Origin of the sequence: Mycobacterium paraffinicum (genome assembly GCF_001907675.1) — a bacterium.
Taxonomy (GTDB): domain Bacteria; phylum Actinomycetota; class Actinomycetes; order Mycobacteriales; family Mycobacteriaceae; genus Mycobacterium; species Mycobacterium paraffinicum_A.
In genome coordinates this window covers 1-21,026 of sequence record NZ_MPNT01000043.1, presented here as the reverse complement: position 1 = coordinate 21,026, position 21,026 = coordinate 1, and the positions used below count along the sequence as shown (strand labels likewise).

Sequence of the window (21,026 nt, the reverse complement as noted above, 5' to 3'; positions counted from 1 at the left end):
GCTGCATGCAGTATGTCGTTACCGGCGGTACCGGGTTTATTGGTCGCCGCGTCGTCGCCCGGCTGCTGGACACCCAGCCCGATGCGCGGGTATGGGTGCTGGTCCGGCGGCAGTCGCTGGGCCATTTCGAACGGCTCGCGGCCGATTGGGGTGAGCGGGCCAAACCCCTGGTCGGCGAGCTGCCGGCGCTGGACCTGACCGACGAGACCCTCGCCGAACTGGGCAGCTCGGATGGTCGGGTGGACCACGTCGTGCACTGCGCGGCCATCTACGACATCACCGCCGTCGACGCCGAGCAGCGGGCCACCAACGTCGAAGGCACCCGCGCCGTCATTGAGCTGGCGCGGCGGCTCGGCGCGACGCTGCACCACGTGTCCTCGATCGCCGTGGCGGGGGATTTCCCGGGCGAGTACACCGAGGACGACTTCGACGTCGGCCAGCCGTTGCCGACCCCGTACCACCAGACCAAGTTCGAGGCCGAGCTGCTGGTGCGGTCGGCGCCCGGACTGCGCTATCGGATCTACCGTCCGGCGGTGGTGGTGGGCGACTCGCGCACCGGCGAGATGGACAAGGTCGACGGCCCGTACTACTTCTTCGGCGTGCTGGCCAAGCTGGCGGTGCTGCCCAGGCTGACGCCGATCCTGCTGCCCGACACCGGGCGCACCAACATCGTGCCGGTCGACTACGTCGTCGACGCGCTCACCGCACTCATGCACGTCGAGGGCCTGGACGGCCGCACCTTCCACCTCACCGCCCCGAAAACCATTGGGCTGCGCGGCATTTACCGCGGCGTCGCCAAGGCGGCGGGTCTCCCGCCGGCGCGTGGATCGCTGCCCGGCTCCGTCGCCGCCCCGGTGCTGAAGGTGCGCGGGCGGGCCAGGGTGCTGCGCAACATGGCGGCCACCCAGCTCGGGATCCCGGCCGAGGTTTTCGACCTCGTCGACCTCAAACCCACCTTTATCAGCGACCAGACCCAAAAAGCGCTGCGCGGCACGGGCATCGAGGTACCCGAGTTCTCCAGCTACGCGGCCAGGCTGTGGCGGTACTGGGCCGAGCACCTCGACCCGGACCGGGCGCGCCGCGACGACCCGCACGGGCCGCTGCACGGCCGCCACGTCATCATCACCGGTGCGTCCAGCGGCATCGGCCGCGCGGCGGCCATCGCCGTCGCCGAAAGGGGCGCAACGGTGTTCGCCCTGGCCCGCAACGCCGACGCGCTGGATCAGCTGGTCGCCGAGATCCGCGCGGCCGGCGGTGACGCCCACGCCTTCACCTGCGACGTCACCGACTCCACCTCCGTCGAGCACACCATCAAGGACATCCTGGGCCGCTTCGACCACGTCGACTACCTGGTGAACAACGCCGGCCGGTCGATCCGCCGCTCGGTGGTCAACTCGACCGACCGGCTGCACGACTACGAGCGGGTCATGGCGGTCAATTACTTCGGCGCCGTGCGGATGGTGCTGGCGCTGCTGCCGCACTGGCGCGAGCGCCGCTTCGGTCACGTGGTCAACGTCTCCAGCGCCGGCGTGCAGGCACGCAACCCCAAGTACAGCTCGTACCTGCCCACCAAGGCGGCGCTGGACGCGTTCGCCGACGTCGTCGGCTCCGAGACGCTGTCGGACCACATCACGTTCACCAATATCCATATGCCGCTGGTCTGTACGCCGATGATCGCGCCGTCGCACCGGCTCAACCCGGTCCCCGCGATCAGCCCGGAGCGCGCGGCCGCCATGGTCGTGCGCGGCCTGGTCGAGAAGCCGGCCCGCATCGACACCCCGCTGGGCACGCTCGCCGAGGTCGGCAACTACTTCGCGCCGCGGACGTCCCGGCGGATCCTGCACCAGCTCTACCTCGGTTACCCCGACTCGGCCGCCGCCCGCGGACTGCCCACCGAGCCGGCCGCGGCTCCCCCGCCACGGCGCAAGCCGAGGCGGCCCGTCCGCGCCGTCACCGGCGGCATCCGGACGCCGCGAGCTGTCAAACGGTTGGTGCGCCGGGTGCCCGGGGTGCACTGGTAGGCCGGGCGTTTCAGCCGCACCCGATTGCGGTATTCCGGCCCGATGACCCGGACGCTTTCCGAGAAGCGGGCGGACGCCGACCCGGTGGCCGCCGCCGCCCACCTGGTCGCGACTCGAGGCGCCGCGGTGATGTCCTCTCTCGACGTGACGCGAAGCCTGGGCGCGGGCCGCGAGGAGTGGACCCGATTCGCCCGGCACTGGCAGCGGCTGGGACCCGACCCGTACGCGGCGGCGTTGGGGGTGCAGCGGCTGCGCCGGTACGGCCAGTACTCCTTTCGCGACGGCGCGCTGCGCCCGGTGCCCAAGAGCACGTTCGTGCAGCCCGAGGACTCGAACCCGCTCTACATCGGCAAGGACCGCGACTTCGAGCCGCTGACCGACGCGTTCGCCCGGGATCCCTTGCTGTGCAGGCTCATCGACCTGCTCGCCCGGGTGGCGGCGGCGCTGGACGACGTGGCGGACTGGAACGTCAAGGTGCATCCGTTCCGGGTCCGCTCGTTGTCCGGCGACGGCGGCCGCCCCACACCCGAGGGCATGCACCGCGATGGCGTCACCTTGGTCAGCTCGCTGCTGGTCGGGCGGCGCAACGCCATCGGCGGCGAGAGCACGGTGTGTGACCTGGACGGCAGGCAGCTGCTGGCGACGACGCTGAGCGAACCCGGCACGCTGATGCTGGGCGACGACCGCCGCACCCTGCACGGCGTCTCCCCGATCCGGCCGATCGACGGCTCGGGCCCGGCCCAGCGCGACGTCCTGGTGGTCACCTTCGCCTCGGCTTGGCCCTAAGCGACGGTATCGTTGCCGCGGTGAGGCCCGTATTCGTCGACGTCGACACCGGCGTCGACGACGCGCTGGCGCTGATGTACCTGTTCGCCAGCCCGGACGCCGACGTGGTCGGCATCGCCTCCACCGGGGGAAACGTTGCGGTGCAGCAGGTTTGCGAGAACAACCTGGGCCTGCTCAAGCTGTGCGGCCGCACCGGCGTGCCGGTCTCCAAGGGCTCCGAGGAGACCCTCACCGGGCCGATGCGGCTGCCCTCGAAGGTCCACGGCCCCCGCGGATTGGGCTATGCCGACCTGCCGCCCACCGATCGCCGGCTCACCGAGCACGACTCGGCGACCGCGTGGGTGCGCGCCGCTCACGCCCATCCCGGCGAGCTCATCGGAGTGGCCACCGGCCCGCTGACCAATCTGGCGCTCGCCCTGCACGCCGAGCCGGCGCTGCCGACGCTGCTGCGCCGGCTGGTCGTCATGGGCGGTTCCTACGATCACCGCGGCAACACCACCGCGGTGGCCGAATGGAACATCAGCGTCGACCCCGAGGCCGCCGCCGAGGTCCTGGACGGCTGGGCAACCGTTGCGCCGCAACGGCTTCCGATCCTGTGCGGGCTGGACCTGACCCGCAAGGTGGCGATGACCCCGGAGCACCTCGCCAGGCTGGCGGACGCGGCCGGGTCGACGGCGACGCCGATGAACGCCGGCGACGAGCCCGGCACACGGTCGACCGCGTCCAACCCATTGATCCGGGTCATCGAGGATGCGATGCGGTTCTATCTGGAGGCCTACCACGACATCGGCCACGGCTTCCAGGCGCACCTGCACGATCCGCTGGCCGCCGCCGCGGCGCTCGACCCGGGGCTCGTCACCACCCGGCCCGCAACGGTGGACATCGAGCTGACGGGGACGCTGACCCGCGCCATGACGGTGACCGACTGGTCGGGGCGCCGAGAACCCAACGCGCTCATCGGGATTGACGTGGACGCGCCCGCCTTCTTCGACCGGTTCATCGAACGGGTTGGGACCTTCGCGCGCCGGTTGCCCAATACCTGATGACGATTCGCCTCACCGACGTCGCGCGCGTGGGGTGTCGTGCTGCTGACCGCCCTGGTCCGGGCGCTGCTGTTGGGCGTCAATCCCGGCTCGGAGGTGCTGACGGCCGGCGTGTGGGTCGATAGGGTGCACTCCGTGACGTCGCTCGGCCTGGCCGTGGCGGACCGGCCTAGGGCGCGAGTCGTTGGTACCGCGGGGTCAAGCGCCGCCCCGTGTCCGGCGTGCCGTGGAAGTCATTTCTGCAACGTGAATTGATTGACGTCGACGTATCCGATACGGAACATCTCGGCGCAGCCGGTCAGGTATTTCACGTACCGTTCGTAAACTTCCTCCGATTGCAGCGCGATGGCTTGGTCCTTGTGGGCTTGCAGTGCTGCAGACCAGATGTCGAGCGTCTTCGCGTAGTGCGGCTGGAGCGACTGGACGCGACTTACCGTGAAGCCATTCGCGGTGGCGCGTTCTTGCACCATCGGTATCGAGGGCAGCCGGCCACCCGGGAAGATCTCGGTGACAATGAATTTGACGAATCGAGCGAACGTGAACGAAAGGGACATGCCGCGTTCGACCATCTCCGTCGGATGTAACCCGGTGATGGTATGCAGCAGCATGACCCCGTCGTCGGGCAGCAGGTCATGCGCCAGGGTGAAGAACGCGTCGTAGCGCTCGTGTCCGAAGTGCTCGAAAGCGCCGATGCTGACGATCCGGTCGACGGGCTCGTCGAACTGCTCCCACCCCTGCAGCAGGATCCTCGCGGAACGCGGGCTATCGGATTGGGCGATCAGCTTCTCGACGTGATTGGCCTGGTTGCGGCTCAGGGTTAGGCCGACGACGTTGACGTCGTACTTTTCCAGAGCTCGCATCATCGTGGCTCCCCAACCGCAGCCGATGTCGAGCAACGTCATGCCCGGTTGCAGCCCAAGTTTGCCTAGGGCGAGGTCGATCTTGGCGATCTGCGCCTCTTCCAGCGTCATGTCGTCGCGCTCGAAATAGGCGCAGCTGTACGTCTGGGTCGGGTCGAGGAATAGCCGGAAGAATTCGTCCGACAGGTCGTAGTGCGCCTGCACATCGTCGAAGTGCGGCGTCAAATCAGTCCCCTCGGGGGGCTCCGACGTGGTAGGCATCGTGACAGCCTAGTCGGCGATTTGAGCGCCCCGAAAACAGTGAAGTCTCCCGTTCAGCTAGGCGTCGATACCGAACGGATGACGCTGCGGCGTGCCGCCGCAGTGGCGCCAAGGTCCGGATGACGCCGTCACTCGTAGCTGCCTTCCAGATACCAGCGCCGCTGGCGGTAGCACAGCAGAAACGCCCGCTCGCTTTCCAGCAAGACCTGGGCCCGGGCGGTGCGGCCCCTTCCCACGTCGGGATCCCACCACCGCTCGTCGACCGGCCACGGCCCGGCCCACCAGTCCAGCCGCTCGTCCCGGCCGTGCACCGTCAGCCACGCCGGGTCGGCGGAGAACAGCCCCCGGCCGGTCACCCGCACCGGATTCCCTTGGCCGTCAAGCAATTCCACCGGGTCGTCCAGCAACACCGCCGGTGACGGCTCGGGCAGCCGCCCGGGCCACGGCAGACTCGGGTCGGCCCGCGGCACCGGTTCGTCGCCCAACGGGGTCAACGTGATGCGTTCGGCCGGTCCGCGTCCGCCGGACAGCACCGGCACCCGCACCGCCTCCGGGCCGAGCAGGCCCTGCACCCGCACCAGCGCCCGGCGGGCCCGCAGCCGGTCCTCCTCGCCGAGGCCGCCCCACAGCGGCAGCTGCAGCGCCTCGGCCGACACCACCTCGACCGCCTGCAGCCGCAGCAGCGTCACCGCCGCCGTCGGGCGGGGGTTGCGCGCGGTCCGGCTGCTCAGCCAGCCGTCCAGTTGCCAGCGCACCCGGTCGGCGGTGGCGTCCTCGGTCAACGGCTCGGCGCACCGCCACACCCGGTGCAGCTCTTCGCCGTTGGCGGTGACGGCGTGAATGGCCAGTCGGGTGCAGCCCACCCCGGCGCCCATCAGCGTCCGATGCAGCGCGGCGGCCAGCGAGCGCCCGGCGAAGGCCGCGGCGTCGACCCGGTCGATCGGCGGGTCGCAGTCCAGCACGGCCTCCAGCTCCTCCGGGGGCTCGCGCCCGGACGGTCCCCGCTCGGGTTCACCGCGGGCCAACCGGTGCGCGGCCATCCCGTCGGCGCCGAACCGGGACGCCACGTCGGTCGCCGACAGCGCGGCGAACTGCCCGATAGTGCGAATCCCCATGCGCCACAACAGGTCCGTCAGTTCTTCCCGCCCCGGGCCACACAGGCTGGGTTCGGTGGCGAGTTGGCGGATCGACAGCACGGACAGGAACTTCGCGTCACCGCCCGGCGGGACGATCCGGCCCGCCCGCGCGGCGAAGACCGCGGTGGACAACCGGTCGGCGATCCCGACCTGGCACTCGGCGCCGGCCGCGGCGACCGCGTCGGTCAGCCGCTCGGCGGCGTCGGCCTCGGAACCGAAATAGCGGGCCGCCCCGCGCACTGCCAGCACCAAGAGCCCGGGCCGCAGCACCTCGGCGCGCGGCACCAGGTCGTCCACCGCCGCGATGACCGACTCGAAGAAACGGGCGTCGCGGTCCGCGTCGGCGGTGGTGACGTGCAGCTGCGGGCAGCGGGCCGCCGCCTCCCGGCGCCGCAGCCCCCGCCGCACCCCCGCCGCGCGGGCGGCCGCCGAGCAGGCGATCACCCGATTGGCCAACGTGACCGCCACGGGGGCGGTCGCGGACAGGCCCGCGGCCACGGCCGCCGCGACCGCCGGCCAGTCCATGCACCAGATGGCCAGCACCCGGGATGCCATTGGAGAATTCATCCGGCTCGCGCCCGGGCGGCCACCCGCCGTCCCGCACAGACCCCGCTGACCTGCAGCCGCACCCGGCCGATCCGGCCGAATCCGGGGCGGCCTCCGGCAGTGAGCTCATAGCCGCAGACCCGGGCCTCCAGCCGGGTGGGCGCCCCCTGCCAGTCACCGTCGGTGACCAGCACGGTGCACCCCTTGTTGCGGGCCCGCGCCACCACCGCGCGCGCCCGGGTCTGCGGCACCCGGCGCCCGCCCAGGCCGAGGACCACCAGATCCATGCCGTCGACGAGCACCGCGGCCACCTCCACCGGGTCGGTGCCGGGATCCGGGATCACCGCGACCCGGCTCAGATCCGCCCCCATCTCGGCGGCGGCCAGCAGCCCGATGTCCGGCTGGCCGACGATGGCCACGTTCCCCCCGGCCGCCGTCACCGCGGCCACCATGCTCAACAACAGCGACCGCGCGCCCGACAGGACCGCCACCGTCCCGCGCGGCAGGGGCGCCGGCAGCGACTCCGCCAGCCAGCGCGGCAGCGCCAGCTGGGCCTCCGATTCCGGCAGCAGGCCTTCGGCGGGGGCTCGCCCAGACATCACAGCCATCCGCCTGCGCAGAGATTCCAGCTGCTCAGCACGGTTATCGGAGGCCAAAGCCGCGGTCATGACCGCCCCCTGTTCGAATATATGTTCGATACATTCCGGAGTAAACACCCACCCTCCGACAACCGTCAAGAAACGTGAGAGGCTGCTTTATGCGCTCGGTGCTGGTGTGGCTGATGGTGCTTTTTTGCTGCACTTTTCCCGCGCCGGGCGCCGCCGCGCCCTGCCGACCGGCGGAGCTGTTCGCCACCGACAACACCGATCCGCTGTTCGAGGCGCAGGCCGCCGCGACGATCGCGTCAAGCGGCGCGACGGTGACGGGATCGACCCCGCTCGACGGGGTGTACTGGTCGAGCGCGCTGCACCGGAACACCCGGGAGCGCTCGCGGGAATTTCACCTGTGCGGCGCCGACGGCTCGTTGCACACCGCCGCCGAGGCGCTGCGCCGCCAGTTCAACCAGGAAGCGGTGCTGGCCTTCGACTACGAGCGCGCGCCGGACCAAGACGCGATGATCATCGCCGTGCCCGATGTCGACATCGCTCGCTTCAGCGACGCGCTGGCGGCCGACCCGGTCGCCCGTGACCGCATCCGGGGCGGATCCGTCACCACCACCGACCACACCCTGATCCTGGTCGCCGGAAACGACGATCGAGACGTCGCCCGCCGACTCGTCGGCGAGGCCGGCGGGAACTGGGAGGCGGCCACCATCGCCTACGGCAGAAGCGAATTCGTGGAGTAGCCCAGCCGCGAGTGTGCGGCTGGCCGCACGTTCGGCCTCGAGTGTGCGGCTGGCCGCACGTTCGGCCGCAGAAAGCGACGCGACCTTACTCCCACTCGATGGTGCCCGGCGGTTTGCTGGTGATGTCCAGCACCACGCGGTTGACCTCGGCCACCTCGTTGGTGATGCGGGTCGAGATGCGCTCCAGCACCTCGTAGGGCACCCGGGTCCAGTCGGCGGTCATGGCGTCCTCGCTGGACACCGGCCGCAGTACGATCGGATGCCCGTAGGTCCGGTTGTCGCCCTGCACACCGACCGAGCGGACCTCGGCCAATAGCACCACCGGACACTGCCAGATCAGGTTGTCCAGGCCGGCGGCGGTGAGTTCCTCGCGCGCGATCGAGTCGGCGCGCCGCAGGGTCTCCAACCGCGCCGCGGTGACCTCGCCGACGATCCGGATGCCCAGACCGGGCCCCGGAAAGGGTTGGCGGGCAACGATATCCTCCGGCAGGCCCAGCTCACGCCCGACGGCGCGGACCTCGTCCTTGAACAGCAGCCGCAGTGGCTCGACGAGCCGGAACTTCAGGTCGTCGGGCAGGCCGCCGACGTTGTGATGGCTCTTGATGTTGGCGGTCCCGCTGCCCCCGCCGGATTCCACCACGTCGGGGTACAGCGTGCCCTGCACCAGGAACTCGACCTCAGACCCGGTGTCGCTGAGGATGTCTCGCACCGCCCCCTCGAAGGCCCGGATGAACTGGCGGCCGATGATCTTGCGCTTGCCCTCCGGGTTGGTCACCCCCGACAGCGCCCGCAGGAAGGTTTCCGCGGCGTCGACGGTGACCAGGTTGGCACCGGTGGCGGCCACGAAGTCGCGCTGGACCTGCGCGCGCTCGCCGGCGCGAAGGAGCCCGTGGTCGACGAAGACGCAGGTCAACCGGTCACCGATGGCGCGCTGCACCAGTGCGGCCGCCACCGCCGAGTCCACCCCGCCGGACAACCCGCAGATCGCATGCCCGTCGCCGATCTGTTCGCGCACCTGCTCGACCAGCGAGCTGGCGATGTTGGCGGGCGTCCACTCCGCGCCCAGCCCGGCGAAGTCGTGCAGGAACCGGCTGAGCACCTGCTGCCCGTGCGGGGTGTGCATGACCTCGGGGTGGTACTGCACCCCGGCCAGCCGGCGGCCCCGGTTCTCGAAGGCGGCCACCGTCGCGCCCGCGCTGCTGGCGACCACGTCGAAGCCCTCCGGCGCGGCCGTGACCGCGTCACCGTGGCTCATCCAGACCGGCTGGACGCTGGGCAGCCCCGAATGCAGTTCACCGCCAACCACTTTCAGTTCGGTGCGGCCGTACTCGCTGGTGCCGGTGTGGGCGACCGTCCCGCCCAGGGCCTGCGCCATGGCCTGGAATCCGTAGCAGATGCCAAACACCGGCACACCGAGGTCGAACACCGCGGGATCGAGCTGCGGGGCACCCTCTTCGTAGACGCTGGACGGCCCCCCGGACAGCACCAGCGCCGACGGCCGCCTGGCCTTGATCTCGTCGATCGACGCCGTGTGCGGGATGACCTCGGAGAAGACCCGCGCCTCCCGGACGCGCCGGGCGATCAGCTGCGCATACTGCGCGCCGAAGTCGACGACGAGCACCGGTCGAGTGGGTGCCGCATGCCCGTCGACGTCAGCAGGTTCGGTCACGGCAGTGAGTCTAGTAGTAGCGGGTAACACCCCTTCTGCCGAGCACATCAGGGGGCCATGGGCTCGATCCAGCTCCTGGTGTGCCTCAGGAGTGTGCCGGCACCCCCGTCGGTCTCGGGCATCAGATCGAACTCGACTGACAAGGTGGGTTGGCGCGGCCCGTACTGCACCCAACACAACCGCCGGGGCGGTTCCAACGAGGTCACGCGGCACAGTGCGGTGTTGTCCCGGCCGCGACCGTGACGCCTCAGCCGAAACGACGTGCCCACCCGGAGTCGTTCGTGATCGGCGGCGTCGACCGCCTCCCAGGTGTCATACCACTCCGCGATGCTGGCCGCCGTCGTGATCAGCTCCCACACTTCTTCGGGCGGTGCGGCGATGCGTATCGAGTCGGACAGCGTTTGAGTCGTGGCGCCACGGAAAATCATGCTCGTCGGCTCTCTGCGCTGGTCCGTGCCGGAAGGGCCTCGCGCACTTGGGATCTCTGCACATGGGGCCGAGCGCCCACTCGTCGGGGCCACCAGAACCAGCGGCCCAGCAGGGCGGCAATCGACGGGGTCATCAGCGACCGAACGACCAGCGTGTCGAAAAGCAATCCGATGCCGACGGTGGTGCCGAACTGGCCGATGATCCGTAGATCGCTGAACACGAAGGAAGACATGGTGAACGCGAAAACCAGGCCGGCGGAGGTCACCACGGCCCCCGTTCCGCCCATCGCGCGGATGATGCCCGTTTTGATGCCGGCGCCGATTTCCTCTTTGAACCGGGACACCAGTAGCAGGTTGTAGTCCGATCCGACGGCCAGCAGGATGATGACGGCCATCGCTATGACCAGCCAGTGCAACGGAATACCGAGGATGTCCTGCCACACCAGCACCGACAGGCCGAACGACGCGCCCAGCGACAGCACCACCGTGCCGATGATGACCAGGGCGGCGATCGGGCTCCCGGTGATGACCAGCATGATGACGAAGATCAGGCAGGCGGCCGCCGTCGCCGCGATCAACAGGTCGTATTCGGCCGCGTGACTCATGTCGTTGTACGTCGCAGCGGTACCACCCAGGTAGATCCTGGCGTCCTCCAACGGGGTTCCCTTGACGGCCTTCAGCGCGGCCTTTCGGATCGCCTCCACTTGCGAGACCCCCTGGGGGGTGGCGGGATCCCCGTCGCGGGTGATCACGAAGCGGGCGGCCTTTCCGTCGGGCGAGAGGAACATCGCCAGGCCCCGCTTGAAGTCCGGGTTGTCGAAGACCTCCGGCGGCAGGTAGAACGAGTCGTCGTTCCTTGCGGCGTCGAAGGCTTGTCCCATCGCGGAGGCGCCTTGCTGCGCGACGTCCATTTGATCCAGCAGGCCGGTAAACGTGCTGTACATCGTCAGCGTCATGTCGCGCATGGTCGTCGTGGCGTCGATGATCGGTGGCAGCAGTGAAATGAGTTGCGGCATCAGGCTGTCCAGTCGGTCGGTCTCCTTGACCAGACCGCCCAGCTCGTCGGTGAGCTTGTCGACGCCGTCGAGGGCGTCGAATGCCGACCGCAGCGCCCAGCAGATGGGAATGTCGAAACAGTGCCGCTCCCAATGCAGGTAGCCGCGCAGCGGCCGGAAGAAGTCGTCGAAATCGGCGATGCGGTCCCGCACTTCGGAGGTGTCGGCGACGATCTCTCTCGTTTCGCCCGCGATGTCGTGGGTGGCGCCGGCGAGCTGACGCATCAGCGCGAGCATGCGTCGCATGGTGTCGACGACGCCGGTCATTTGATCGGCGACGGCGCGCATGTCGGCCATGCGGTCATGCAGGTACTTCATGTTCTCGGTCAGCGTGGTGCCCTGGATGCTGATCTGAAACGGAATGGAGGTGTGCGTGATCGGGGCGCCCAGCGGCCTGGTGATGGACTGGACCCGCGCGACCCCGTCGGCTTGAAAGATGCCCTTGGCCACCCTGTCCAGGACGAGCATGTCGGCGGGATTGCGCATGTCGTGGCCGGCCTGGACCAGCATCAGGTCGGGATTGAGCCGCGCGGGCGAGAAGTGCCGGTCGGCGGCGGCGTAGCCCATGTTGGACGGTGTGGTCGGCGGCAGGTACTTGCGGTCGTTGTAGCTCGTCGTGAAGGACGGCAGCGCCAGCAGTCCGACAAGGGCGGTCGCGGTCGCGGCGGCCAATATCGGTGCGGGCCATCGGACGACGGCGGTGCCCATCCGCCGCCACCCGCGTGTCTTGATTTTCCGCCTGGGGTCCAACAGGCCGAATCGACCACCGAGCGTGATGATGGCCGGACCGAGCGTGAGCGCGCCCGCGACCATCGTCAACATCCCGATGGCGCACGGCGCGCCCAGGGTTTGAAAATAGGGCAGCCTGGTGAAGCTGAGGCAGAACATCGCGCCGGCGATCGTCAGGCCCGACCCGAGGACGACGTGGGCGCTGCCTCCGAACATGGTGTAGTAGGCCGCTTCCCGGTCCTCGCCGGCCTGACGGGCCTCCTGGTACCGGCCCACGACGAAGATCGCGTAATCGGTCCCCGCCGCGATCGCGAGTATGGGAAGGATTTGCACCGCGAAGGTCGAGAGCCCAAGGACGCCGTGGTCTCCGAGGAACGCGATCACCCCTTGCGCGGCGGGCAGTTCGATAGCGACCATCAGCAACGTCAGCAGCACGGTGGCCAGCGAGCGGTACACGATCAGCAGCATGAGGACGATGACCCCGACGGTCACGCCCATCACCTTGCGGGCGCTCTTGTTGCCGAATTGGAGTTCATCGGTGGTCACTGCCGCGGGGCCTGCCACGTAGGCCCTGATGCCGTTGGGCGCATGCACGTTTGACACGATGCGGCGCACGGCGTCGACGGACTCATTGGCCAGCGTCTCACCCTGGCGGCCGGCGAGGAAAACCTGGACGTAGGCGGCTTTACCGTCGGAACTTTGGGAGCCGGCCGCCGTGAGCGGATCGCCCCAGAAGTCCTGAACGTGCTGGACGTGTTTGTGGTCCTTGACGAGCTCGCCCACCAGGTCGTCGTAGAACCGGTGCGCGGCATCACCCAACGGGGTTTGGCCTTCGAGGACGACCATGACCGCGCTGTCGGTGTCGAATTCGTTGAACACCTGGCCGATGCGCTTCATGGCCTGGACCGCCGGGGCGGCGTCGGGGCTCATCGACACCGCGTGCGCCTCTCCGACCGCTTCCAGTTGCGGGACAACGATGTTGGTGACCGCTGCCAGCGCGAGCCAGAAGAGCAAAATGGGCACCGAAAGGCGGCGCACCGTTCGCGCGATCACGCGGACTTCACCAGGCAGAAGGTTTGCGGGTGGATCCCCGACACGGTGCGCTGGACCTTGACGTCACCGTTCACGGTGATTCGGCAGCCGATGCTCGCGTCGTCGCCCTGCGCGACGACGTTGACGCTCACGGCCGGGGCCGTCGTGGCCGCGCTGTACGTCCACGGCAGCCGCATGGCGTCGGCTCGCTGGGGCGCGGCATCGACGTCGAGATAGTTGATATCGGCCGCGCTTCCGGTCGGCCCGAACACTTCCAGGGTCACGCGCTTGGGGTTGAAGGGCTTGATGTCATCTGCTCGACGCCCGTCCGCGAACGCGGCGCCCCAGGCGCCGAAGACCCCATGCAGGCGGTAGACGGCGAAGGCCGACAGGGCGACCACCACCAGGACCAGCAGCGGAATCCACATGCGTTTGACGACAATCATCCTCGCCCTCGGTCTCCGCTCGAAACGATTCTAAGTCAGATAACTAACATAGTAGCGCTGCCGGGTTCGCCGCACAATCACGAACTATCAGCTGATCGGCCGAAATATGGCGGTTCCGAAAAGGCTTGCCCAACTTCCGGCATTCGGAGTAAGTTGTGCAACTAACTGGATTACCGGAAAGGATCGCAGCGACCATGGGTATCAACACACATCGATTCGGCCCCTGGGCGGTGGTGACCGGGGCGTCGTCGGGGATTGGGCAGGAGTTCGTTCGCCAACTCGCCGATGCGGGCATCAACGTGGTGCTGGTCGCGCGGCGGCTGGCGGCGCTGCAGGAGCTGGGCGCGGCGATTGCCGATCGTTACGGCGTCGCCTATCGCGCCGTCGGCGTCGACCTGTCCGACCCGGGCGCGCTGACTCCAATCATCGAGGCCACCAAGGACATAGACGTCGGCCTGTTGGTGTCCAACGCCGGCGCGGCGCTTCCGGGGCCGTTCCTGGACTCCGATCTGCTGATGCAGCGGGCGATTCTGCGGCTCAACACGGCCGCACACCTGGACCTCACGCATCACTTCGGTGAGCGGCTGGCGCGGCGCGGCCGCGGCGGCATCGTGCTCGTCTCGGCCCTGGGGGCGATACACGGCGTGCCGTACCTGGCCCACACCGCGGCGACCAAGGCCTACGCGGCAAGCCTCGGCGTCGGTCTGCACGGCGAGCTGGCCAAGCGCGGAGTGCATGTCACGGTGCTCTACCCGGGGCCCACCCGCACGCCCGCAATCGCCGAATTGGGCCTGGATCCCGACCGGATGCCGATACCGCCCATGGCACCGGATGTTTGCGCGCGCGAAGCGCTGCGCGCGCTGCAGCGCAACCGCGTTCGCTGCGTACCCGGCCGCCTCAACCGGCTGACCGCCGCGCTGGTGCCGGCGGCGGTCACCCGCTCGATGATGTCGCGGATGTTGTCGCGACCGAGCCGCGTCACGACCACCACCGCGTAGCCATGAACATCTGCCTCATCACCGGCGCCACCGACGGCATCGGGAAGGTCACCGCGACCGCGCTGGCACGCAACGGCCACACGATCGTGCTGGCCGCGCGCAACGAGGGCAAGGCCGCGGATGTCGCATCCGAAATCGTTGCGTCCACGGGTAACCGGGATGTCGGCTACCTCGTCGCCGACCTCACGTCGCTCGCACAGCTGCGCCGGCTGGCCGAGGCGTTCGTGGCGCGCTACCCGCGGCTGGACGTTCTGATCAACAACGCCGGCGTCGTCATGCCGCACCGCATCCTGACCGAGGACGGCCACGAGACGACGTTTCAGGTCAACTATCTCGCGCAGTTCTATCTCACCCAATTGCTGCTCGGGGCATTGGAAGAGAGCCCGCAGGGCAGGATCGTCAACCTGAGCTCGAGCGTGTACCGCGCCGGTACGTTCGACCCGGGCAATTTGCAAGGCGAACGCCGGTTCTCGACCATCGGCGCCTATGCCGCATCCAAGCTATGCGTGTTGCTGTTCACCACCGAGCTCGCGCAACGGCTTGCGCCGACACGCGTCACCGCGAACGCCGTGCACCCCGGCATCGTCAGAACGCCGATGATGCGCGGCGCGCAGGGGGTGTTGCGCGCGGTGTCCTATGCCGCGCTGCCCTTTTCGCGGTCCCCGGACAAGGGCGCCACCACGTCGGTGTTCCTCGCCGACTCACCCGACGCGGCACAGCTCTCCGGGCAGTACTTCACGAACGCCCGGCCGAAGAAGATCAGGACGGCGCACAACACCCCGGAGAACCGGGGTCTGCTGTGGAACCTGAGCATGGAAGCGTGCGGTCTATAGTCCGTGAGTGATATGGCTGACTCAATCGACGCTGACGCAGCCGCCCCGCCGAAGCCCCCCGGCAAGCGGGAGCGGTTGATCGCCGCCGCATGCGACCTGTTCTATCGCCAGGGGATCGCCGGCACCACGCTCGCCCACATCGCCGAGGCGGCCGAGGTGCCCCTGGGCAACGTGTATTACTACTTCAAGACCAAAGACGACATCGTGGCCGCCGTCGCCGAGGCGCGCACCGAGGAAATCCGTTCCGCCACCGCCGCCCTGCAGCGCCGGCACGGCACTCCCAAGGCCCGGCTCAAGGCCCTCGTGGCAATGCTGGCGGAGTCCCGCGACATGATCGCAGACCACGGCTGCCCGCTCGGAACCCTGTGCGCGGAGCTCGCCAACCAGCCGGGGCAATCGCCGGCCTTGACCGCTCCTATCATGCAAACCCTGCTCGACTGGACCGAGCAGCAGTTCCGGGCGATGGGCCGCCGCGACGCCCGCGACTTGGCTCTCGAACTCGTCATCGCTTACGAGGGCAGCGCCGTCCTCACCAACGCCCTGGCGCAGCCCGAGGTGATGGCCCACCAAGCTCGCCGCCTCGAAAAGTGGATAGCCGCACTGCAGGTGTGAGCCGCCGGGCGTGGATCGACGCCCTGCTCGACGACTGAGCCCTACAACCCGAACGCCTGCCGCACCGCGCTGACGGTCTGCGGATCGCCTTCGAAGTTGACGCGCCGCAGCGCCGCCTTGCGCTTGGCTTCGGTCGGCCCCAACCGGGCGTTCACCAGATCCGCCGCGCCGGCGGTGAGAGTCACCGAAGGCTCGCCGCGAGCGGCGGTCAGCCGCCCCCGCGTTATCGCGAACTCGAATCGGCGGCCGTCGATCTCGGCGCGGCAGGTCACCTCCAAGCCGGCCGCGCGGGCCGAGTTGAAACCCAACAGAATTCCGGCCAGGAAGCCGTTCAGCGGCGTCGCCGGCCCATCCCCGATCGGGTCGAGCCGGTCCAGCCCGAACCACGCGATGCTCTGCAGGATCGGCAGCACCCGCTGCCATCCCAGTTCGCTGAGGGTGTAGACGGTGCGCCCGATCGGCGCGGGCAGGTCGGCGCGGTCGACGAGCCCGGCCTCCTGCAGCTCCTTGAGGCGCTCGGCCAGGAGGTTGGTCGCGATGCCGGGCAACGCGTCGCGCAGGTCGCCGTAGCGGCGGGCGCCGCCCACCAGCTCACGCAGGATCAGCAGCGTCCACCGCTCGCCCACGACGTCGAGGCCGCGGGCGATCGGGCAGTTCTGGTTGTAAACCCTGCGGGACGCCACGACACAAAGGTTACCGGGATACGGACATCTTTTTCAAGCTCCCACTTGATTTATTTGTCTAGCAGCTTTAGCGTCTTGTCAATGAGCACCGAACCCCTCCTCCGGAACCGACCGATTGCCGCACTCGCCGTCATCTGCCTCGGCGTGTTCGTCATCAGCGTCGATGCCACCATCGTCAACGTCGCGCTGCCCACGTTGTCGCGGGAACTCGGCGCCGACACCGCCCAGCTGCAGTGGATCGTCGACGCCTACACGCTGGTGATGTCCGGCCTGCTGCTCTCGGCGGGCAGCCTGTCCGACCGTTACGGCCGGCGGGGGTGGCTCAACTCCGGGCTCGCGCTGTTCGCGCTCACCTCCGCGGTCGCGGCGCAGGCCAATTCGGCCGACGCCCTGATCGCCGCCCGAGCCGCCATGGGCATAGGCGCGGCGGTGATCTTCCCGACCACGCTCGGACTGATCACCAACATCTTCACCGACACGGCCGCGCGCGCCAAAGCGATCGGGCTGTGGGCGGCGATGGTTGGCGTCGGGGTGGCCGTCGGACCGATCAGCGGCGGCTGGCTGCTCGAACACTTCTGGTGGGGCTCGATTTTCATGGTCAACATCCCCGTGGCCGCTGTGGCCATCGTCGGTGGCTTTCTCTTCGTCCCTACCTCGCGGGACCCGGCCGCACCGCGCGTCGACGTCCCCGGGCTGGTGGTGTCCGCCGCCGGGATCACGGCCATGGTCTACACGGTCATCCAGGCGCCCAGCTGGGGATGGACCAATGGTCGGACCGCGACCGGATTTGCCCTTGCGGCAACGCTCCTCGCCGGGTTCGCGCTGTGGGAGCGGCGGACCACCCATCCGATGCTGGACGTCTCGGTGTTCGGTAACCGCCGGTTCTCCGGCGGCAGCCTGGCGGTGACCGCCGGCTTCCTGACGTTGTTCGGGTTTATCTTCGTGATCACCCAGTACTTCCAATTCATCAAGGACTACAGCGCGTTTCAGGCCGGCGTGCGCCTGCTTCCGGTCGCCGCCTCCATCGCGCTGGCCAGCATCCTGGGGCCCCGGCTGGTGGAACGAATCGGCACGACGGCCGTCGTCGCCGGCGGCCTGACCGTGTTCGCTGCCGGACTGGCCTGGGCGTCCACGGCCGACGGCGCCACGCCCTACTACCAGATCGCCGGCCAGATGCTGCTGCTCGGCGGAGGGCTCGGCCTGACCGTTTCGCCGGCCACCGAGGCCATCATGGGATCGCTGTCGGTCGACAAGGCCGGCGTCGGGTCGGCCGTCAACGACACGACGCGCGAACTCGGCGGCACGCTCGGGGTCGCCATCGCGGGCAGCGTGTTCGCCTCGGTGTACTCCGGACATCTCGGGGCGGCCGCGTTGACCGGATTGCCGGTCGAGTCGATGCGGCGCTCGATGGCGTTGGCACACAGCGTGATCGGGCGGCTGCCTATCCAACAGGCGGGCCCGGTCCGTGCCGTCGTCGATCGCGCCTTCCTCGACGGGCTGCGGGTGAGCTCCCTGGTGTGCGCGGGCATCGCGCTGGGCACCGCGATCGTCGTGGCCTGGCTCCTGCCGGCACGCGCGCGGCACGTGACGCCGTCTCCCGAACTGGCCAAGGCCTAAGAACTCCCACACACAGAAAGGCGCGAAACCAATGAGTACAACTGAAAGCAGCTATGTCCTCGGGCACGCCGACGCCGAGGTGCAGCGGCTGCTCCTGCAGGGGCGGCTCTATGATGGCTACACCGAGCACGCGCTGCGGCTCGCCGGGCTGCGGCCGGGCATGCGGGTGCTCGACATCGGCAGCGGCCCCGGCGACGTATCGTTCGTCGCCGCCCGGCTGGTCGGCCCTACCGGGAGCGTCCTCGGCGTCGACGCCGCGCCCGCGATGGTCGAGCTGGCCCGCGCCCGCGCCGCCGAAAAAGGCTTGTCCACCGTACGTTTCACACAGGGCGTGATCGACGCGATCGCCCTGGACGAACCGGTCGACGCGGTGATCGGCCGGCTGATCCTGATGCACCTGCCGGACCCTGCCGCCACGCTGCGGCGCCTCAGCTCCCTGGTGCGGCCCGGCGGCGTGATCGCGTTTTCCGAGAACGACATCGCCGCGACGCGCAGCATCCCCGACATGCCGCTGTTCGGGCGGGTCACCGACGGGATCGTCCGCTCCTTCGAGGCCATGGGCCTGTCCGCCCGGTTCGGCACCACGCTGCACGCGGTCTTCGGCGACGCCGGCCTGGGCGCGCCGCGGCTGACCCTCGGCGCTCCGATCGGGACCGCCGCCGACACCGACATCCTGGCCTACGCCGCCGAGGTGTGGCGGTTGGTCCTGCCCGTCGCACAACAGGCGGGCCTGGTCACCGACGGGCTCGACGACATCGACGAATTCGTCCCGCGATTCCGACGCGAAGCGCTCGCGGCCGACGCCCTCATCTTGATGGCGCCGATGATCACCGCATGGGCCGAGGTACGGAAATGAACGACACAATCCAGGCCCAGTACTCGACCGGCCTGTCGCGCAACAACATCGAGCGTGCGCTGCGCACCGCCGGGATGGACCTCGACCACCTGGCGCCCGCCGACCTGGCGATGCTGGAGGACTTCCACACCATGGGCCGCATCGCCACCGGCCAGCTGGTGGACCTGGCGGGGATCACCGGCCACAGCGACGTCCTCGACGCCGGCAGCGGGGTCGGCGGCACCGCCCGCTACGTGGCCGACCGCTTCGGCTGCCGAGTCTGCGCGGTGGACCTCACCGACGAATACTGCGAAACGAACCGCTGGCTCAACCGCCTGGTCGGCCTCGACGGGCTAATAGCGGTTCGTCAGGCCGACGTCACGGCACTGCCATTCGGCGACGGCACTTTCGATGTCGCCATCAGCCAGCACGTCCAGATGAACGTGGCCGACAAGGCGCGCCTGTACTCCGAGGCGCATCGAGTTCTCAAGGACGGCGGGCGACTCGCCCTGTGGGACCTCACGATCGGCGACGGCGGCGAGCTCATCTATCCGCTGCCCTGGGCCGACGAACCCGCGCGCAGCCACCTGACGACGCCCGACGGGCTGCGCGCCGCGATCGAGTCCGCGGGTTTCGCCGTCACGGCGTGGAACGACCTCACCGACCCGGCGGCCGCGCTCATGCAGGTCATCCTGGCCCAGCCCGCCGGCCCGCTGGGCCTGCACGCCTTCGTCACCGACTTCGACCGCAAGGCCGAAAACCTGACCCGGGCCCTGGCCGACGGCCGCCTGCGCGCCATCCAGGCGGTGTGCGAACGGTGAATACTCTGTCGCTCAACGGTACTCCGCAGCAGCGCTACACGCTGGCGTGGAGCCGGGGCCGCGGCGAAGTCAGGTTCCTCCGGCGGTCGGACGGCTCCCGATTGCGCTACTTCACGGCGGGAACCGGCCCACCGCTCGTCCTGCTGCACACCGTCCGCACGCAGCTGGACTACTTCCAGCGGGTGGTGCCGGCGCTGTGGGATGACTTCACCGTGTACGCGCTGGACCTGCCCGGCATGGGCTGGTCCGACGTCGTGCCCGGCGCCCGGTACGGAGAGCCCGAATTACGCGGCGCCGTCGTCGAATTCGTCAGGACTCTGGACCTCCGCGACGTCACGCTAGCGGGCGAGTCAATGGGCGGCGCTCTGGCGCTGCTGTCCTCGATCGAACTGACGGACCGGGTGAGCAACGTGATCGCGTTCAACCCCTACGACTACCCCGGCGGCCTCGAGCGCGGCAACTGGTTCGCCCGCGTGATCGGGACGGGCGTCCGCCTGCCCGGATCCGGACCGGTCTTCGCCGCGCTCGAGAATCGCCTTATCCTGCGCGGCGTGCTGCGGGGCGGTTTGGCCGACGACGGCGCGTTGCCGAAGGATCTCCTCGTCGAACTCCGTCGCAGCGGCCGCCGTCGCGGCTACCCCAGAGTCAATCGGGCCATCATGCGCGTCCTCCCCGGCCTCATCGACGCGAAAAGCCGCTACCCGCAGGTGAAGACGCCGGTCACGCTGGTCTACAGCGAGCACGACTGGTCGCGCCCCGCGGAGCGCGACCAAGTAGCCCGCCTGCTGGGTGCCCGGGCCGTCACGGTGAGCGGCGCGGGTCACTTCTCGGCCCTGGAGCGCCCCGCCGAGGTGGTGCGCATCATCCGGCGCGCACGGCGGCCATGAGCTGGTAACGCGGACCAACTTGGGTGGCTGCGGCGAACGAAAACCCCTACGCCCCAACCTAGTTGGTGTTGGGTGGTGGCTGGGGTTGGAAGGGGTCGTACCACCACCAGTCGGCGCGTTCGCCGAGGGGCCCGGGCCATGGTGGGACGGTGGGCGGGGGATCGTTGGGGGGATGGGCCAGTGATCGGGGGCTCAATGGTCGACCGGAGTCGTCGGTGACGACGAGATCGTCGGCGGGTCCGGTGATGGTGATCAGGCCGCGGTGATGCGCCCGGTGGTGATACGGGCAGACCAGCACCAGGTTGGTGACAAGTTCCTAATATACCCTCCTGGCAGCCGTCCGGTTACCCCGAGATAGGTAGGTGCCGGGCCACCGACGACAC

The 21,026-nt window shown here is 69.2% G+C and carries 19 protein-coding genes and 1 pseudogene; 11 read left to right on the top strand and 9 right to left on the bottom strand.

The features are described 5' to 3' along the window. Positions 1–5 precede the first annotated feature (5 nt). From BRW65_RS27800 to BRW65_RS27790, 3 genes are read left to right on the top strand one after another with little or no spacing between them, the layout of a single operon-like run. On the top strand, positions 6–2,021 hold the full coding sequence (locus BRW65_RS27800; RefSeq protein ID WP_073880220.1) for an SDR family oxidoreductase: 2,016 nt from the start codon (positions 6–8) through the stop codon (positions 2,019–2,021). 42 nt (positions 2,022–2,063) lie between these two features. Continuing rightward, positions 2,064–2,807, top strand: coding sequence for a 2OG-Fe dioxygenase family protein (locus BRW65_RS27795; RefSeq protein ID WP_073880218.1), 744 nt, complete (start codon positions 2,064–2,066; stop codon positions 2,805–2,807). 20 nt (positions 2,808–2,827) lie between these two features. After that, the gene (locus tag BRW65_RS27790) at positions 2,828–3,850 is read left to right on the top strand and encodes a nucleoside hydrolase (protein WP_073880216.1); all 1,023 of its coding nucleotides are present in this window, start codon (positions 2,828–2,830) and stop codon (positions 3,848–3,850) included. 233 nt (positions 3,851–4,083) lie between these two features. Here the strand turns inward: BRW65_RS27790 and cmaA1 are convergent, their stop codons facing one another. From cmaA1 to BRW65_RS27770, 3 genes are all read right to left on the bottom strand, one after another. Then, positions 4,084–4,971, bottom strand: a complete 888-nt coding sequence (gene cmaA1, locus BRW65_RS27780; RefSeq protein WP_073880212.1) for a cyclopropane mycolic acid synthase CmaA1 — start codon at positions 4,969–4,971, stop codon at positions 4,084–4,086. Positions 4,972–5,099: 128 nt separating this feature from the next. Further along, complete coding sequence (locus BRW65_RS27775) at positions 5,100–6,662, bottom strand: DNA polymerase Y family protein (RefSeq protein ID WP_208611939.1); 1,563 nt, start codon at positions 6,660–6,662, stop codon at positions 5,100–5,102. A gap of 8 nt (positions 6,663–6,670) precedes the next feature. Then, positions 6,671–7,321 carry a hypothetical protein gene (locus tag BRW65_RS27770; RefSeq protein WP_073880210.1) on the bottom strand — a complete coding sequence of 217 codons (651 nt, stop codon included), beginning with the start codon at positions 7,319–7,321 and terminating at the stop codon, positions 6,671–6,673. Positions 7,322–7,395: 74 nt separating this feature from the next. On the opposite strand from BRW65_RS27770, the gene BRW65_RS27765 reads away from it, so the two are divergent. Then, entirely contained in the window at positions 7,396–7,998 is a 603-nt protein-coding gene (locus BRW65_RS27765) for a hypothetical protein (RefSeq protein WP_244168246.1), read from the top strand. An 85-nt stretch (positions 7,999–8,083) separates the two neighbouring features. Here BRW65_RS27765 and guaA read toward each other — a convergent pair whose 3' ends face one another. The 4 genes from guaA to BRW65_RS27745 are packed head-to-tail and all read right to left on the bottom strand — an operon-like array spanning position 8,084 to position 13,357. Continuing rightward, on the bottom strand, positions 8,084–9,667 hold the full coding sequence (gene guaA, locus BRW65_RS27760) for a glutamine-hydrolyzing GMP synthase (protein WP_139273272.1): 1,584 nt from the start codon (positions 9,665–9,667) through the stop codon (positions 8,084–8,086). Positions 9,668–9,714: 47 nt separating this feature from the next. Next, entirely contained in the window at positions 9,715–10,095 is a 381-nt protein-coding gene (locus BRW65_RS27755) for an SRPBCC domain-containing protein (RefSeq protein ID WP_073880206.1), read from the bottom strand. After that, positions 10,092–12,902 carry an RND family transporter gene (locus tag BRW65_RS27750; RefSeq protein ID WP_432206462.1) on the bottom strand — a complete coding sequence of 937 codons (2,811 nt, stop codon included), beginning with the start codon at positions 12,900–12,902 and terminating at the stop codon, positions 10,092–10,094. The genes BRW65_RS27755 and BRW65_RS27750 overlap by 4 nt, the downstream gene beginning before the upstream one ends. A 26-nt stretch (positions 12,903–12,928) precedes the next feature. Further along, positions 12,929–13,357: an MmpS family transport accessory protein gene (locus BRW65_RS27745; protein WP_073880202.1), complete on the bottom strand. Its 429-nt coding sequence runs from the start codon at positions 13,355–13,357 to the stop codon at positions 12,929–12,931. A 194-nt stretch (positions 13,358–13,551) separates the two neighbouring features. Between BRW65_RS27745 and BRW65_RS27740 the strand changes: the two genes are divergently transcribed. The 3 genes from BRW65_RS27740 to BRW65_RS27730 are packed head-to-tail and all read left to right on the top strand — an operon-like array spanning position 13,552 to position 15,800. Beyond that, complete coding sequence (locus BRW65_RS27740; protein WP_073880200.1) at positions 13,552–14,355, top strand: SDR family NAD(P)-dependent oxidoreductase; 804 nt, start codon at positions 13,552–13,554, stop codon at positions 14,353–14,355. A 2-nt stretch (positions 14,356–14,357) separates the two neighbouring features. After that, entirely contained in the window at positions 14,358–15,188 is an 831-nt protein-coding gene (locus tag BRW65_RS27735; RefSeq protein WP_073880198.1) for an SDR family oxidoreductase, read from the top strand. Between the two features lie 12 nt (positions 15,189–15,200). Further along, positions 15,201–15,800, top strand: coding sequence for a TetR/AcrR family transcriptional regulator (locus BRW65_RS27730; RefSeq protein ID WP_073880196.1), 600 nt, complete (start codon positions 15,201–15,203; stop codon positions 15,798–15,800). A gap of 41 nt (positions 15,801–15,841) precedes the next feature. Here the strand turns inward: BRW65_RS27730 and BRW65_RS27725 are convergent, their stop codons facing one another. Beyond that, positions 15,842–16,483: a winged helix-turn-helix transcriptional regulator gene (locus BRW65_RS27725; protein WP_073880194.1), complete on the bottom strand. Its 642-nt coding sequence runs from the start codon at positions 16,481–16,483 to the stop codon at positions 15,842–15,844. 81 nt (positions 16,484–16,564) lie between these two features. On the opposite strand from BRW65_RS27725, the gene BRW65_RS27720 reads away from it, so the two are divergent. From BRW65_RS27720 to BRW65_RS27705, 4 genes are read left to right on the top strand one after another with little or no spacing between them, the layout of a single operon-like run. Then, on the top strand, positions 16,565–18,100 hold the full coding sequence (locus tag BRW65_RS27720; RefSeq protein ID WP_073880192.1) for an MFS transporter: 1,536 nt from the start codon (positions 16,565–16,567) through the stop codon (positions 18,098–18,100). A gap of 31 nt (positions 18,101–18,131) precedes the next feature. Further along, positions 18,132–18,956, top strand: coding sequence for a class I SAM-dependent methyltransferase (locus BRW65_RS27715; protein ID WP_073880190.1), 825 nt, complete (start codon positions 18,132–18,134; stop codon positions 18,954–18,956). After that, positions 18,953–19,756 (top strand): class I SAM-dependent methyltransferase, encoded by an 804-nt coding sequence (locus BRW65_RS27710; RefSeq protein WP_073880188.1) that lies wholly within the window; start codon positions 18,953–18,955, stop codon positions 19,754–19,756. The genes BRW65_RS27715 and BRW65_RS27710 overlap by 4 nt, the downstream gene beginning before the upstream one ends. Further along, positions 19,753–20,643 carry an alpha/beta fold hydrolase gene (locus BRW65_RS27705; RefSeq protein ID WP_244168245.1) on the top strand — a complete coding sequence of 297 codons (891 nt, stop codon included), beginning with the start codon at positions 19,753–19,755 and terminating at the stop codon, positions 20,641–20,643. The genes BRW65_RS27710 and BRW65_RS27705 overlap by 4 nt, the downstream gene beginning before the upstream one ends. 58 nt (positions 20,644–20,701) lie before the next feature. On the opposite strand, the pseudogene BRW65_RS27700 reads toward BRW65_RS27705, so the two are convergent. Further along, positions 20,702–20,953: pseudogene (locus BRW65_RS27700) on the bottom strand (hypothetical protein); the annotation flags it as partial. Positions 20,954–21,026: the final 73 nt, after the last annotated feature.